Raw genomic sequence first — 14,839 nt, forward strand, 5'->3', positions numbered from 1 at the left:
CAACGAAGGGAACGCACGGCAATGGCGACGCCATTTTATTGGAACGAGCTCAACACCCATGACTTTGCCAGGCTCTCGGCCGACACGACCATCGCCATTTTGCCGATCGCCTCGACCGAACAGCACGGGCCACATCTACCGATCGCGACCGACGTTTCGATCGCCAACGGCATGCTGGGAGAGCTTCACCGTCAACGGCCTGATGACCTCGATATCTTGGTGCTGCCGACACAGGAAGTCGGCAAAGCAAACGAGCATATTTATGGACCGGGCACGCTTTCGCTGCCTGCCGAACTGCTGATCCCGGTTTGGACGGCAATAGGCGCCAAGGTTGCCGAAGCCGGGATCCGCAAGATGGTGATCGTCAATTCGCACGGCGGCAACGTCGACATCATGAGCATTGTTGCGCGCGAGTTGCGCGTGCGTCACCAAATGGCCGTCGTGTCGACCCAATGGGGCCGTTTCGGACATCCGCACGGCATGATCAGCGATCACGAATCCCGATATGGCATCCACGGCGGAGAGGTCGAAACGTCCTTGATGCTGCATTTCAGGCCGGATCTCGTCCGCATGGACAAGGCAGACAACTTCGTGTCCAAGGCCGAATGGATGCGCGAACAGTCGAAGTTCATCCAGCCGCTTCCGCCCCACTCGCTCGCCTGGATCGCACATGACCTCAATCCCGCCGGTGTCGTGGGCGACGCGTCGCGCGGCACGGCCGAGAAAGGGGCGGCGATCTGCCGTCATCAGGTGCTGGGCTTCATCGAACTCCTGAATGACCTGAAGCGCTATCCGCTCACAAATCTCTTCTCACGCTAGATCTCAGGCGGGCGACGACCTGTCTGGAGAAATGTGTCCCTTGGACTGCAACTCCTGAACAAGGCCGGCAAGCTCGGCCAACAGATATTCGACAAACAGGCTGGTCGCCGCATCAAGCGGCGCGCGAGCGCGGGCAAACAGTTTCATCGGCTGATGTCGGCCATGAGGCTCGGCAATCGGCCGGAACACTAGTTCGCCGGCGCGGCATTCGGTGATGACGTCGAGCGGATTGAGCAGGGTCAGCCCTGCGCCGCATTTGACGAGCTTCTTCAGCATCTCCGACGCATTGCTCTCCAGTACCGGCTCGACGGAGATATCCAGCCGCGCAAGCGCAAGGTTGATGACATCACGAAGACTGGTGCCCTGTTGCGCGAGAACCAGTCGTTCCTGGACGATGTCGCCCAGGCTGATCGGCCCCTGACCGATAAGGCGATGTCCGGGCGGCAGCACGACACCGATCGGGATGTCGAAGTTGCCGAGCGTCCGAATCCCCGGTGTTGCCGGAATATTGAAGCCAAGGCCGATATCGACATCACCTGAAAGCACGGGATTGACCGTCGTCGTGCCTGCATCGTTCCTGATCTGGAAATAGACGCGCGGATTCTCCAATTGAAACCGTGCGATGATCTCCGCAAGCGGCCCTGAGGCAAGACCGACGGTCGTCACCAATCGGACCTTGCCGGCCTGCTGCATCTTCAGGCTTTTGATCCGCCCCTCCAGCCGGTCGTAGTTTTTCAGAACCTCTCGAATATGTTCGATGCATAGTTCGCCCGCCGCCGTCAGTCGCAATCCCCGCGGCAATCGTTCAAACAGGGGTGCGCCGATTTCCTCCTCGAGTGCCAGAATCTGCCTATTGATTGCAGATGACGCGACGTTCAAGCGCGCCGCAGCCTTGCGGATCGAGCCCGTGCGGGCGATCTCGTTGATGTAGAGCAGCTTCCTGGAATGCAGCATCCGACCCCTCGTTGCATCAATTTTAAGCGCCACGCACAAATTAGGCACAGACCCGCGATGAGATGCCAAAAAGGCATCGTTGCGCACGAATTTTGATGCTTTTCAAACAGCAACGCAATCGCTCAAATGAAGAAAATCGGACGCCGAAGAGCCGTCCGAACGGCTCACAAAGGGGAACGCCGATCATGTCCAAGACTTTCAATAACATCGCATTTACCGCAGCTTTTGGACTGGGATGCATGCTCGCAGCTCCAAGTTTCGCGCTCGACAAGGTCAGCTACGGCACCAATTGGCTTGCGCAGGCCGAGCATGGCGGCTTCTATCAGGCAGTGGCCGATGGCACTTATGCCAAGCACGGGCTGGATGTCACCATCGTACAGGGCGGCCCGAACGCGGCAAACAGCGCATTGCTGATCTCCGGCAAGATCGACTTCTATATGGGCGGCCCGCAGGGCGAACTCTCGGCCGTCGAACAGGGCATTCCGCTCGTCGACGTCGCAGCGATCTTCCAGAAGGATCCGCAGGTTTTGATCGCTCATCCGGACGCCGGCATCGAGAAATTCGAAGACCTTGCCAAGCTGAAAACGCTGTTTCTCGGCAAGGACGGCTATCTGACCTACTTCGAGTGGATGAAGGCGAACTACAAGGGCTTCAAGGACGAGCAATACAAGCCATACAATTTCAACCCCGGCCCATTCCTCGCCGACAAGGAGTCCGGCCAGCAGGGTTACCTCACCTCCGAACCCTATGAAATTCAGAAGCAGACCGGCTGGGAGCCGAAAGTATTTTTGCTCGCCGACAGCGGCTATTCCCCTTACTCGACGATGATCACCACGACGCAGTCGATGATCGACAGCAAATCGGATGTCGTGCAGCGCTTTGTCGATGCTTCGATCGAGGGCTGGTACAACTACCTCTACGGCGACAACACCAAGGCAAACGCGCTGATCAAGAAGGACAATCCGGAAATGACGGATGGCCAGATCGCCTATTCGATCGCCAAGATGAAGGAGTACGGCATCGTCGAATCCGGTGAAGCCCTCGACAAGGGGATCGGCTGCATCACCGATGCACACTACAAGAAGTTCTTCGCCGAGATGGTCGGCATCAAGGTTCTCAAGGCCGAGACGGACTACACCAAGGCATACACCACGAAGTACGTGTGCAAGGGTGTCGGCATGGCTCTGAAGAAGTAAGGGACGCCGCATTGGTTTGCCGCTCCCGGCGGCAAAACCGGACCCCTCATGAAAAGAGACAGGCGATGCCCCAAGCCTCAGCAAAGATCCCGGTGAACAAGGACGCGCGCAGGAGACCGCTTGTCTCGATGCAATCGGTCTCAAAGGTCTTCTCCAGCGGCACGGTCGCCTTGTCGGACATGTCATTGACGGTCGAACGCGGCGAATTCATCAGCCTGCTCGGACCGTCCGGGTGCGGCAAATCGACGGCACTGCGCATTATCGCAGGCCTTGGCGACATCTCTTCCGGGACGATCGACTGGCCGAGTTCCCGCATCAACGCAAAAGGTCTGCCGGAAGGCGATATCAGCTTCGTCTTTCAAGAACCGACACTGATGCCGTGGAAGAATGTGTTCGGCAATGTCCATCTTCCGCTGAAGCTTCGCGGTATCTCGAAGGCTGCGGCGCGCGAAGAGATCATGAAGGCCCTGACGACAGTCGGCCTGCAGGATTTTGCCGAAGCCTATCCGCGCGAGCTTTCCGGCGGCATGAAGATGCGCGTATCCATCGCGCGCGCATTGGTCACCAAACCGAAGCTGTTGCTGATGGACGAGCCATTTGCGGCCCTCGACGAGATCACACGCCAGAAGCTCAATGACGACGTGCTTCGCCTCTGGAAGGAGACGGGCATTACGGTGATTTTCGTCACCCACTCGGTTTTCGAGTCCGCCTATCTCTCGAACCGCATCGTCGTCATGAAGGCGCGCCCAGGGCGGGTCCATGCCGATCTGCCGCTTCTCACCAGCCTCGAGCGGGACGCCTATTACCGGACGTCCGAAGAATACCGCCAGGCTTGCGAGACCGTGTCTCGCTCGCTGATCGGCGCCATCAACGCCGCAAAGGAGAATGGATGAGCACGGACATTGCCGATCAGCCGGCGCCATCGTTGTCAATTCCGATGACGGCAAAGCGGCGCGAGCTTGCACTGCGCATTGTGGTGCCGTTCGCCACCGTCGCAGTCCTCGTCATCGTCTGGGGGCTGTACGTCAAGCTTTCCGGCGTGGCACCTTACATTCTGCCTGGCCCCGGCGCAGTGGCTAGCGCCTTCGTCAGCGACTGGGCAACGCTTGCGCCCGCGCTCTGGGTAACAACGAAAATCACCTTCATGTCACTGATGCTGGCGCTTGCAGGCGGGGTCGGCTTTGCCATCTTCCTCGTGCAGTCGCGGTGGATCGAGATCGCCTTTTATCCGCTGGCCGTCATCCTGCAGGTCACGCCCATTGTCGCGATCTCGCCGCTGATCCTGATCTATGCACCGTCGACACAGGTGGCGCTGCTCATCTGCGCCTTTCTCGTCGCCTTCTTCCCGATCCTTTCCAATATGGTGCAGGGCCTGAAGAGCGTGGATCATAATCTGATCAACCTGTTCGAGCTCTATGGTGCCTCCCGCTGGCAGACGCTGCTCTACCTCAAGCTGCCGGCGGCACAGCCCTATTTCATGACGGGTCTGCGCATCGGTGGAGGTCTGGCGCTGATCGCCGCCGTCGTTGCCGAGTTTGCTGCGGGTTCGGCCGGTGCCGGCTCCGGCCTTGCCTTCCGCCTTTTGGAAGCACAGTACCGCATGAACATCCCCCGTCTCTTCGCCGCCCTGCTGATGCTCTCGCTGCTCGGGGTGGCGATCTTCGCGATCACCTCTTTCATCTCCTGGCTCAGCCTGCATCGCTGGCATGAGAGCAGCCTCAAGCGGGAAAACTGATGACATACTCCTTCATGTCGCCTCCGAACGCCGGTCGTTTCGTGCTGAGCAATGCGACGCTGCCCGCCATTGCCGTCGAAGGCTTCAATGCGCCAGCCAATGAAGGCCTTGTGCGAGCCGATATCGTCATCGAAAACGGTCTTGTTTCGACGATCCTGCCGGCCGGCAGTGCCCCACAGGAATTCGCAAAATCCGACTTGCGTGAGGGGATGGTCTGGCCATGCTTTGCCGATGTCCACACGCACCTCGACAAGGGGCATATCTGGGGACGCAGCGCCAATCCGGACGGAACATTCATGGGTGCGCTGCAGGCGGTCGGTGCCGATCGCGAGGCGCATTGGTCGGCCGATGATGTGCGCAAACGAATGGAATTCTCTCTTCGGTCTGCCTACGCGCACGGCACGAGCCTGATCCGAACGCACCTGGATTCGGCCTCCCCTCAGCATCGCGTGTCCTTCGACGTCTTTTCCGAAATGCGGGAATCCTGGAAGGACAAGATCACACTGCAGGCTGTCGCCCTCTTTCCGATGGACGATATGGTGGACGAGGCCTACTTCGCCGATCTCGTCGCGGTCGTCCGCAATTCCGGCAGCCTGATCGGCGGCGTCACCAAGATGGGGCCGAACCTCGCGTGGCAGCTCGATACGCTCCTTCATGCGGCAGCGCACAACGGCCTCGACGTCGATCTTCATGTCGACGAGACGGATGACCCCGGCGCGGAGACCTTGAAGGCGATCGCCGAGGCCGTTTTGCGGAACCGGTTTGCCGGCAAGGTGACGGCCGGCCACTGCTGCTCGCTTGCAAGACAAGACGATGGGATCGCTAAGCGCACCGTAGAGCTGGTCGCCAAAGCCGGCATCTCGATCATCTCATTGCCGATGTGCAATGCCTACCTGCAGGATCGCTATCCCAACCGCACGCCGCGCTGGCGGGGCGTGACGCTGTTCAAGGAGCTGGCAGCTGCCGGTGTCGCCACGGCAGTCGCATCCGACAATACGCGTGATCCGTTCTACGCCTATGGCGACCTCGATGCGGTCGAGGTGTTCCGCGAAGCCGTGCGCATTCTTCACCTCGACCATCCGCTCGATACGGCCGCACGCGTCGTAACCACCTCGCCCGCCGACATTGCCGGACACTCTGATATGGGCCGCATCGGTGCCGGCAGGCCTGCCGATCTCGTCCTCTTCAGTGCGCGTCGCTGGAGCGAATTTCTTTCCCGTCCGCAGTCTGACCGCGTTGTGCTTCGCCGCGGCAAGGTCATCGACCGCAGCCTGCCGGATTACCGTGAACTCGATAGCGTCGTTGGAGCCTGACATGCCGGATTATCAAAGGATCAAAAAGGAACTCGAAGGCATCGCCGTCGAGGACAATCCGGCGCTGGTGCGCCAGAAGAGTCGCGATTTCTACTGGTATTCGCCGATCCTGAAGGCGCAGCTCGATGGCGTTACCGCCGATCTCGTCGTGACACCCAAGAACGAAGCCGAGGTGATCCAGACCCTCAAGGTCGCCTTCGCGCATGGTGTTCCGGTAACGCCACGGGGCGCTGGCACCGGCAATTACGGTCAGGCCATGCCGCTCTCCGGTGGGATCGTGCTCAACCTTGCCGCCATGGACAAGATCAAGGAGATCCATCCTGGCCGGGTGATCTGCGAGCCTGGCATTGTGATCGCCCAACTCGACAAGCAGACCAAGGCCCATTCAGGCCAGGAACTTCGCTTTCATCCCTCGACAGCGCAGACGGCAACGATCGGCGGCTTCATTGCCGGCGGTTCGGGCGGCGTCGGGTCGATCACCTGGGGTGGACTTCGCGATATCGGCAACATCATCCGGCTGCGTGTCGTCACCATGGAGGCAGAGCCGCGGGTGCTCGATCTCACCGGTTGGGATCTGCAGAAGGTCAGCCACGCCTACGGCACCAACGGCATCATCACGGAAATCGAGATGCCACTTGCACCAGCATACGATTGGGTCGACGTGCTGGTCGGCTACGACGACTTCATGGCGGCAGTGCGCTACTCGGATGCTCTTGCAAAATGCAACGGCATTCTCGTCAAGGAAATCGCACCGATCGCGGCACCGATTCCACACGATTACTTTGCCCGTCATAAATCCTACATTCGCCAGGGCCAGTCGGTTGTGGTGCTGATGGTCGCCCCGCACTCGATGGATGCGTTTAACGCCTTTACCGCGGCCCAGAAGGGCGAGATCATATTCCGCTCCGATAAGGTCGAGAGCATGAAGGGCATTCCACATGCCTATGAACTCGCGTGGAACCATACGACGCTGCGAGCGCTGAAGGTCGATCCGGCCTTTACCTACTTGCAGGTCCAATACCCCGGGCCGGACCATGTAGCGAAGGTTGCCAAGATGGTCGAAATCTTCGGCGACGAGGTGCCCGGCCATCTCGAATTCATCAAGTTCGACGGTCAGATCCAGTGCTCCGGTCTCCCCTTGGTGCGCTACACGACCGAAGAGCGGCTGGAGGAGATCATCAAGATCCATCAAGACCATGGTTGCCCGATCTTCAACCCGCATCGCTACACTCTGGAGGAAGGCGGCATGAAGCAGACGGACAAGGTTCAGCTTGCCTTCAAGCATGAGACCGATCCGCAGGGGCTGCTCAACCCCGGCAAGATGATCGCCTGGGAGAATCCGAACTTCGATTTCTCATCGGGTGAGAACTATCTGTTCCCCGGACTTGCCGCCGTGATGGAGGCCACATGAGAGTTCTCATCCTTCATTCGCATCCGGTGGAGTCAAGCTATGGCAACGCGCTCTACCAGCAAACGTTGGAAAGCTTGAAGACGGCGGGACACGAGGTCGATGACTGCAATCTCTACGCGGAGAACTTCGACCCCGTGCTCTCCTGCCGTGACAGAATGGTTTACCACGACTACCCCCAGAATACGGAGCTGGTGAAGGATTATGTCGATCGGCTGAAACTAGCGGAGGGGCTGGTGATCGTCACACCGGTCTGGAACTTCGGCTTTCCCGCAATCCTGAAGGGTTATTTCGATCGCGTCTGGCTACCTGGCGTTTCCTTCGAACTCGTCAACGGCAAGGTGGAATCGCGACTGCGCCATATCCGCAAACTCGGTGCAGTGCTGACCTATGGCACAACGCCTTTCCGGGCTTTTGTTGCCGGCGATCCCCCAAAGAAGATCGTCAAGCGCGTGCTGCGTGCGCAGATCAATCCAATGAGACCGGTGACCTTTTTGGCGCATTACGACATGAACAACTGCACCGATCAGACGCGGGCGGCCTTTCTCAGCAAAGTGAAGACCGCGATGGAGCGGTTCTGATACGACGCCCGATCAAACGACCTTGGCTGCTGTTACCTCGACTTCGACCAGAAACTCCGGCCGCGTAAACCCGCCGACGATGATCAGCGTCGAAACGGGTTTGGGGTCAAGCGTATAGCGATCACGCACCGCCATATAGGCCGGGAAGTCTTCCCTCTTTGTGACAAAGCCAGAGATGCGTATGACGTCCGCGAAGGTCATGCCCGCCTCTTTCAGGATCGCATCGATCGCCTCGAAACAAAGCTCGGCCTGAGCGGTCACATCATCGGGGATCGTATCATCAACGCCGATCCCGAGCTGACCTGAGGTGACGAGAAGCGACGCGCCTGGGGGCACCAGCAGGCCATGATTATAGTTCCCGAAGGGCTTGCGGACAGACGGCGGATTGAATGCGTTCTTCATAAAACATCCATGCGAAACAACATGTTGCAATCCCGGAACGGATAGGAATCAATCTTTTTGGGTTGATGTATGAACGATGCTGGCATCGCTGACGATCGCAACGTGGGAATACGCGGCCTGGCTAACTGCCTCACCATCCCCCGCACGACCGCCATTACGATGACGTTGTGTTCATCATAGGATCGGGCAAGGCGCCCCGGCAAGCTGAATTGCGCGCGGCCAGGCCAATCGTGCACGTGTCTGCGTCACCAGCTCTAATATGTGGTCGTTGTGAGCCCCGCGATGGAGGCGCGCATGGAATTCGATATAGTAAGCGGCATCTTCTTCATCGGCACCAGCATGCATGAGTTTCGCCGATGCCGGCTGCTCGAGCTTGAGCAAACGCCGCCCCTCGACTGTCATGCGTTCGGCCGACAGGCGCCCGCAGATGGCTTCCAGTTTTGACGTCGCCACCAACATTGAGTGGAGATGCAACGACGGCGCTTCGGTTCGGCTCACGGTCAAACGCGCCATGGCGCCGACTTCGCGCAGCGTTTCCCGGATCGGTGTCCGGGAGACTTCGAAGTCTGTCCTGTACTGGTGTGCAGCGCAGCAACGATTGTCACTTGCAATGTTTATAAAAATAGCTATCACTAAACATATTGCTAAACATGAGAGTTGAGGAGTTCATGTAGGCATTCTCTGAAATGGGTGGACTTGCGCGGCCGGCGGGGAGCCGGCCTTGGTTCTGGGAGGAACGTATGCAAACGAAATCGAAAGCCCTTCTCGGGCTGGCCTCGGCATTCATCATGTCGTCAGCGCTGCCCAATCTCGCAAAAGCCGACCAACTGACACTCTGCTGGGCGGCCTGGGACCCGGCGAACGCACTTGTCGAGCTCTCGAAAGATTTCACTGCCAAGACCGGTACAGAAATGAAGTTCGAGTTCGTGCCCTGGACGAGCTATGCGGATCGGTTCCTCAACGAACTGAACTCCCACGGAAAACTCTGCGACCTGATCATCGGCGACAGCCAGTGGATCGGCGGCTCGGCGGAAAACGGCCACTACGTCAAGCTCAACGACTTCTTCGACAAGGAAGGCATCAAGATGGATGACTTCGTGCCGGCGACGGTCGTGGGCTATTCCGAATGGCCGAAGAATACGCCGAACTACTGGGCGCTGCCTGCGATGGGCGACGTCGTCGGCTGGACCTACCGCAAGGACTGGTTCGAGCGGCCGGAGTTGCAAAAAGAATTCAAGGAAAAATATGGCCGGGATCTCGCCGCGCCGAAGACCTACGACGAGCTGAAGCAGATCGCCGAGTTCTTCCAGAAGCGGGAAATCGATGGCAAGACCGTCTACGGCGCTTCGATCTACACCGAGCGCGGCTCCGAAGGCATCACGATGGGCGTGACGAACGTGCTCTATGACTGGGGTTTCCAGTACGACAACCCGGACAAACCCTATGAAATGGAAGGCTTCGTCAATTCGCCCGATGCGGTGAAAGGTCTGGAATTCTACAAGGCGCTTTATGATTGCTGCACGCCGCCTGGCAGCTCCAACGTCTACATGGTTGAGTCCGCCGACGCCTTCAAATCCGGCCAGGTCGCCATGCAGATGAACTTCGCCTTCACTTGGCCGGGCCTCTACAAGGACGAGAAGGTCGGCGGCGACAAGATCGGCTTCTTCCCCAACCCCGCTGAAAAGAAGCATTTCGCTCAGCTCGGCGGACAGGGCATCTCGGTCGTCTCCTACTCCGACAAGAAGGACGCCGCCCTTCAGTATATCAAGTGGTTCGCCCAGCCTGACGTCCAGGCCAAATGGTGGCAACTCGGCGGCTACTCCTGCCTGAAATCGGTCGTGAACGCCCCGGACTTCGCTTCCAGCCAGCCCTATGCTCAGGCGTTCCTAGACTCCATGGCAATCGTGAAAGATTTCTGGGCAGAGCCAAGCTACGCAACCCTCCTCCAGGACATGCAGAAGCGCGTTCATAACTATGTCGTGGCCGGCAACGGCACGGCTCAGGAAGCGCTTGATGGCCTGGTGAAGGATTGGACCGAGGTCTTCAAGGACGACGGCAAGATCTAGTGTCCGGCTGGACGCACAACATTCTTGCCAGAATGGCGGCCCGGATCGCCAAGACTGCCGGGCCGCCACCTGTCTCACATACGCAAAGACCAGGTGACATGTTGAACATTTCCTCTTCCTCCATCGTCGAGAAGGCAGCAGATGCGACTGCAAGAGCGACGCCAACATCGGTCGCTCACCGTGTCCGCGGACTATCCGATCGAGCGATCGCCTGGGTGTTTATCGCCCCCACCATCGTCCTGCTTCTCGCCATCAACATCTTCCCGCTCATCTGGGCGATCTATCTCTCGTTCACGAACTACCGGGCCAACCGTCCAAATGCGCCGGTCCAGAACGTCGGACTGAGCAATTACGAGCGCGTCCTTACCGACCCCGATATCTGGCAGGCCATGCAGACGACGGCACATTTCGTGTTCTGGACAATCCTGCTTCAGACGGTGATCGGCTTTACGCTTGCTTATCTTATCGACCGCAAGTTTCGCGGCCACGCGTTCTGGACGACGCTGATCCTGATCCCGATGATGCTGTCTCCGGCCGTCGTCGGCAACTTCTGGCGCTTTCTCTATGAGCCGCAGATCGGTCTTTTCGCCTACGCCGTTTCCCTCGTCACCGGCATCCCGACGGCCGACATCCAGATGCTCGGCAGCGTCTCGCTGGCGCCCTGGGCAATCATCATCGTCGATACCTGGATGTGGACGCCGTATGTCATGCTGATCTGCCTGGCAGGTTTGCGCTCGATCCCCGACTATATCTACGAGGCGGCAGAGGTCGACCGCGCCTCCGCATGGCGGCAATTCTGGTCGATCACCGTGCCGATGGCCCTGCCCTTCATCATGCTCGCCGTGCTGTTTCGCGGCATCGAGAATTTCAAGATGTTCGACATGGTCACACTGTTGACGGGTGGCGGCCCAGGCTCGACCACTGAGGTCGCCTCCATCACCTTGAAGCGGGCAGCCTTTGAGAGCTGGGCAACGGGCCGTGCGTCGGCCTTCGCCATCATCCTCTTCGTGGCCGTGTTCGGTCTTGCGAATATTTACGTCAAAGCGCTCAACAAGGTGAAGCAACGATGAGCTCGGTTACCTCAGCCCATTCGGTCGTCGAACCGAGCCCGGCCAGCAAGCGCATCGCCGGCGCCATCGTGATCCTCTACGCCCTGATCACGATGATCCCGCTCGTCTGGATCTTCCTGACCAGCATCAAATCTCCGCCGGACTCCATCAGCTATCCTCCGAAGATCGTCTTCACGCCGACGCTGGAGGGCTATTGCAACCTTCTGACGACGAGAACACGCCAGACGCCGGAATACATCGCCTCCCTGCCCGCACCGACCGGCACCTGCGATGAGGTGACCCGCAAGCGAAACATGGTGATCGCCGGCCCCTCGAATTTCCTGCCGCGTTTTGCCAATTCTCTGGTGATTGCCTTCGGCTCGACGTTTCTGGCCGTATCGTTGGGGACGCTGGCCGCCTACGGTTTTTCCCGTTTCAGGGTACCGCTCGCCGACGATCTTCTGTTCTTCATCCTGTCGACGCGCATGATGCCGCCCATTGCGGTCGCAATCCCGATCTATCTCATGTACCGCGAGCTTGGCCTTTCCGACACGGCGCTTGGCATGATCCTGCTTTACACGGCGGTCAACGTTTCGCTCGCCGTCTGGTTGCTCAAAGGCTTCATCGACGAGATCCCGCGCGAATACGAGGAAGCCGCAATGATCGACGGCTACACCCGGCTGCAAGCCTTCTGGAAGGTTGTCCTGCCGCAGGCAACCACGGGCATCGCCGCCACCGCGATTTTCTGCCTCATCTTTGCCTGGAACGAGTATGCCTTCGCAGCACTGCTGACCTCAGGGGAAGCCCAGACGGCGCCGCCGTTTATCCCGACTATCATCGGCGAAGGCGGTCAGGATTGGCCGGCGGTCGCTGCGGGAACAACGATCTTCCTGATCCCGATCCTCGTCTTTACCATTCTCCTGCGCAAGCAGCTCTTGCGTGGCATCACCTTCGGAGCGGTCCGCAAATGACCCATCTCGTCGAAACCCCGCGCCCATCCCGCCCGAAGCGCCCCTTCTTCCTGCGCCGCGGGCCGATGGAGAACATTGCGACCGCGTTGATCGCCATCGGCTTCCTGATGCTCTTCCAGCCATTCCTGCTCGTGCTCTACACCTACTCGCTGGTGACGTTGCTCGCGGGCACGGCCATGTTCATCATCGTCTCGAAGTTTCCGGAGTGAGCCATGGCGGACATCAGGATCGAAAACCTCCGCAAGCAGTTCGGCAGCTTCGTCGCTGTCGAGGATTCAAGCTTCGTCATTCATGACGGCGAGTTCCTGGCGCTGCTCGGACCGTCCGGCTGCGGCAAGACGACCACACTTCGCATGATTGCTGGACTTGAACTGCCGACCAGCGGCAAGATTTATCTTGACGGCGAAGACGTCACCTTCAATCGCGCCAGTGCCCGCGACATTGCCTTCGTGTTCCAGCTTTTTGCGCTCTATCCGCATATGAACGTGCGCAAGAACATCGGCTTCCCGCTCCTGTCGCAAGGCATGCAGAAGGCTGAGATCCGAAAGCGTGTCGAGGAAACCGCGCGGCTGCTGCAGATCGATCATATCCTTGAGCGATCCGTCTCCGGACTTGCCGGCGGTGACCGCCAGCGCGTGGCTCTCGGGCGCGCGATCGTGCGCCGCCCGAAATGCTTCCTGATGGATGAGCCGCTTGGCACGCTCGACGCGGAATTCCGCGAACTCATGGTTCACGAACTGCGCGAACTGCATAACCGCATCCATGCGACGACGGTTTACGTGACTCATGATCAGCATGAGGCAATGGCAATGGCCGACAAGATCGCAGTCATGAACCATGGTGTCATCGAGCAATTCGGCACGCCACAGGAAATCTACAGCAAGCCAGCCACCATGTATGTCGCGGATTTCATAGGCTCGCCGCCGATGAATTTCATGCGCTTCATCTCCGGCCTCCAGTCCGGCGCGCGATCGGTCTCACTTCACGGCGTCGACGTCACCATTCCCGAAGTGCACCAGGACCTGGCCGAAGCCGAACTGGCGCTCGGCGTCAGGCCCGAACATATTCGCTTCAGTGATACCTCTCCTTTGCGCGGCGCGGTCTACGGCAGCGAGTATCTCGGGACCAATCAGGTTGTGGCAATCGAGACATCGAGCGGCGTCATCAAGGCCCGCGTTCCGGCAAACCGCAATTTCCGCATCGGCGAGACGGTTGGCCTTGAGTTCAACCCGGCCAAGCTCGCACTGTTCGACTGCACGTCAGGCCGCGCCATCGCTTCGGCACTCTATTCGGAGGCACAGCATGGCTGACGTCGTTCTCAAAGGCCTCAACAAGCGCTTCGGTGAGACACAGGCCCTCGCTGATCTCAACCTCTGCATCCGCGACGGCGAATTCGTCGTCCTGCTTGGGCCGACCGGCGCTGGCAAGACGACGACGCTGCGCCTCATTGCTGGCCTGGAGCGCCCCGACAGCGGCCGCATCGAGATAGGCGGTCGCAACGTCGCAGGCGAAGCTCCGGCCGACAGGGACGTCGCATTCGTCTTCCAGCAATATTCGCTCTATCCGCATATGACGGTTTACGACAACCTTGCCTTTCCGCTGCGCGCGCCGGTGCGCAAGCTCGCAAGCGAAGAGATCGACCGCCGCGTGCGGGAAATTGCCCGCATGGTCAGGATCGACCACAAGCTGGAGAACCGTTCGACGCGTCTGTCGGGCGGCGAAATGCAGCGCGTTGCGATCGGCCGGGCGCTCGTGCGCCAACCCGCCATCTATCTGATGGACGAACCGCTCTCGTCACTCGATGCGAAACTGCGCGCGGAACTTCGCCTGGAACTGAAGCGCATCCAGAAGGAGCTCGGTTCGACCCTGCTCTACGTTACCCACGACCAGGTCGAAGCCATGACCATGGCGGATCGGATCGGCATCGTTGCGCAAGGAAGGCTGTTGCAGGTCGGAACCCCCCGCGAAATCTACGGCAATCCCGCCAGTCTTCATGTCGCTGCGCGTCTTGGCCAGCCGCACATCAACCTCTTGCCAACTGATCTTCTTCCTGGCGCCAATCCGCCACCGGGAACGAAGACGATCGGCGCGCGAACCGAGCATCTCGATATCATCATCGATCAGAACGCCAATGCGAAGATCGACTGGATCGAACACCTGGGCGACCAGAACCATCTTCACATCAGGGTCCGCGACCACAAGCTCGTCACACTTGCCGATCCATATCTCGCGATCCGGCCGGGGGATCGCGTCAGCCTGACGCTACGCGATCCACTTTATTTCGACGCCAGCGGCCAGCGCCTTGGATAAGCAACCGAACGAAACAAACGCAATGGCATAAAAGA

General features: G+C 59.2%; 16 protein-coding genes. 13 read left to right on the forward strand and 3 right to left on the reverse strand.

Annotated features, from left to right (window positions below; genetic code table 11):
* Positions 1–21 precede the first annotated feature (21 nt).
* Complete coding sequence (locus K9B32_RS23020) at positions 22–819, forward strand: creatininase family protein (protein ID WP_224566333.1); 798 nt, start codon at positions 22–24, stop codon at positions 817–819.
* A gap of 3 nt (positions 820–822) precedes the next feature.
* Here K9B32_RS23020 and K9B32_RS23025 read toward each other — a convergent pair whose 3' ends face one another.
* On the reverse strand, positions 823–1,773 hold the full coding sequence (locus tag K9B32_RS23025; RefSeq protein WP_224566335.1) for a LysR family transcriptional regulator: 951 nt from the start codon (positions 1,771–1,773) through the stop codon (positions 823–825).
* Between the two features lie 185 nt (positions 1,774–1,958).
* Here K9B32_RS23025 and K9B32_RS23030 point away from each other — a divergent pair, with 185 nt between their 5' ends.
* The 6 genes from K9B32_RS23030 to K9B32_RS23055 all read left to right on the forward strand — a co-directional run bounded on the left by K9B32_RS23030 (position 1,959) and on the right by K9B32_RS23055 (position 8,006).
* Entirely contained in the window at positions 1,959–2,969 is a 1,011-nt protein-coding gene (locus K9B32_RS23030) for an ABC transporter substrate-binding protein (protein ID WP_224566337.1), read from the forward strand.
* Between the two features lie 65 nt (positions 2,970–3,034).
* On the forward strand, positions 3,035–3,862 hold the full coding sequence (locus K9B32_RS23035; protein ID WP_224566339.1) for an ABC transporter ATP-binding protein: 828 nt from the start codon (positions 3,035–3,037) through the stop codon (positions 3,860–3,862).
* Complete coding sequence (locus K9B32_RS23040; RefSeq protein ID WP_224566341.1) at positions 3,859–4,704, forward strand: ABC transporter permease; 846 nt, start codon at positions 3,859–3,861, stop codon at positions 4,702–4,704. Before K9B32_RS23035 ends, K9B32_RS23040 begins: the two co-directional genes overlap by 4 nt.
* Positions 4,704–6,017 carry a cytosine deaminase gene (locus tag K9B32_RS23045; protein ID WP_224566343.1) on the forward strand — a complete coding sequence of 438 codons (1,314 nt, stop codon included), beginning with the start codon at positions 4,704–4,706 and terminating at the stop codon, positions 6,015–6,017. The genes K9B32_RS23040 and K9B32_RS23045 overlap by 1 nt, the downstream gene beginning before the upstream one ends.
* Position 6,018: 1 nt before the next feature.
* Positions 6,019–7,428: an FAD-binding oxidoreductase gene (locus K9B32_RS23050; protein ID WP_224566345.1), complete on the forward strand. Its 1,410-nt coding sequence runs from the start codon at positions 6,019–6,021 to the stop codon at positions 7,426–7,428.
* Positions 7,425–8,006 carry an NAD(P)H-dependent oxidoreductase gene (locus K9B32_RS23055; protein WP_224566347.1) on the forward strand — a complete coding sequence of 194 codons (582 nt, stop codon included), beginning with the start codon at positions 7,425–7,427 and terminating at the stop codon, positions 8,004–8,006. The genes K9B32_RS23050 and K9B32_RS23055 overlap by 4 nt, the downstream gene beginning before the upstream one ends.
* Positions 8,007–8,018: 12 nt before the next feature.
* Here the strand turns inward: K9B32_RS23055 and K9B32_RS23060 are convergent, their stop codons facing one another.
* Positions 8,019–8,408, reverse strand: coding sequence for a RidA family protein (locus K9B32_RS23060; RefSeq protein WP_224566349.1), 390 nt, complete (start codon positions 8,406–8,408; stop codon positions 8,019–8,021).
* Positions 8,409–8,582: 174 nt separating this feature from the next.
* Positions 8,583–8,921 carry an FCD domain-containing protein gene (locus K9B32_RS23065; protein WP_263491060.1) on the reverse strand — a complete coding sequence of 113 codons (339 nt, stop codon included), beginning with the start codon at positions 8,919–8,921 and terminating at the stop codon, positions 8,583–8,585.
* Between the two features lie 227 nt (positions 8,922–9,148).
* On the opposite strand from K9B32_RS23065, the gene K9B32_RS23070 reads away from it, so the two are divergent.
* From K9B32_RS23070 to K9B32_RS23095, 6 genes are all read left to right on the forward strand, one after another.
* On the forward strand, positions 9,149–10,474 hold the full coding sequence (locus K9B32_RS23070) for an ABC transporter substrate-binding protein (protein WP_224566351.1): 1,326 nt from the start codon (positions 9,149–9,151) through the stop codon (positions 10,472–10,474).
* Between the two features lie 101 nt (positions 10,475–10,575).
* Complete coding sequence (locus K9B32_RS23075; protein WP_193385379.1) at positions 10,576–11,544, forward strand: carbohydrate ABC transporter permease; 969 nt, start codon at positions 10,576–10,578, stop codon at positions 11,542–11,544.
* Complete coding sequence (locus K9B32_RS23080) at positions 11,541–12,494, forward strand: carbohydrate ABC transporter permease (protein ID WP_224566353.1); 954 nt, start codon at positions 11,541–11,543, stop codon at positions 12,492–12,494. Before K9B32_RS23075 ends, K9B32_RS23080 begins: the two co-directional genes overlap by 4 nt.
* Entirely contained in the window at positions 12,491–12,703 is a 213-nt protein-coding gene (locus K9B32_RS23085; RefSeq protein ID WP_224566355.1) for a hypothetical protein, read from the forward strand. The genes K9B32_RS23080 and K9B32_RS23085 overlap by 4 nt, the downstream gene beginning before the upstream one ends.
* 3 nt (positions 12,704–12,706) lie before the next feature.
* Complete coding sequence (locus K9B32_RS23090; protein WP_224566357.1) at positions 12,707–13,804, forward strand: ABC transporter ATP-binding protein; 1,098 nt, start codon at positions 12,707–12,709, stop codon at positions 13,802–13,804.
* Complete coding sequence (locus K9B32_RS23095) at positions 13,797–14,804, forward strand: ABC transporter ATP-binding protein (RefSeq protein WP_224566359.1); 1,008 nt, start codon at positions 13,797–13,799, stop codon at positions 14,802–14,804. Before K9B32_RS23090 ends, K9B32_RS23095 begins: the two co-directional genes overlap by 8 nt.
* Positions 14,805–14,839 lie beyond the last annotated feature (35 nt).

Origin of the sequence: Rhizobium sp. 3T7 (assembly GCF_020166565.1) — a bacterium.
GTDB lineage: Bacteria > Pseudomonadota > Alphaproteobacteria > Rhizobiales > Rhizobiaceae > Rhizobium.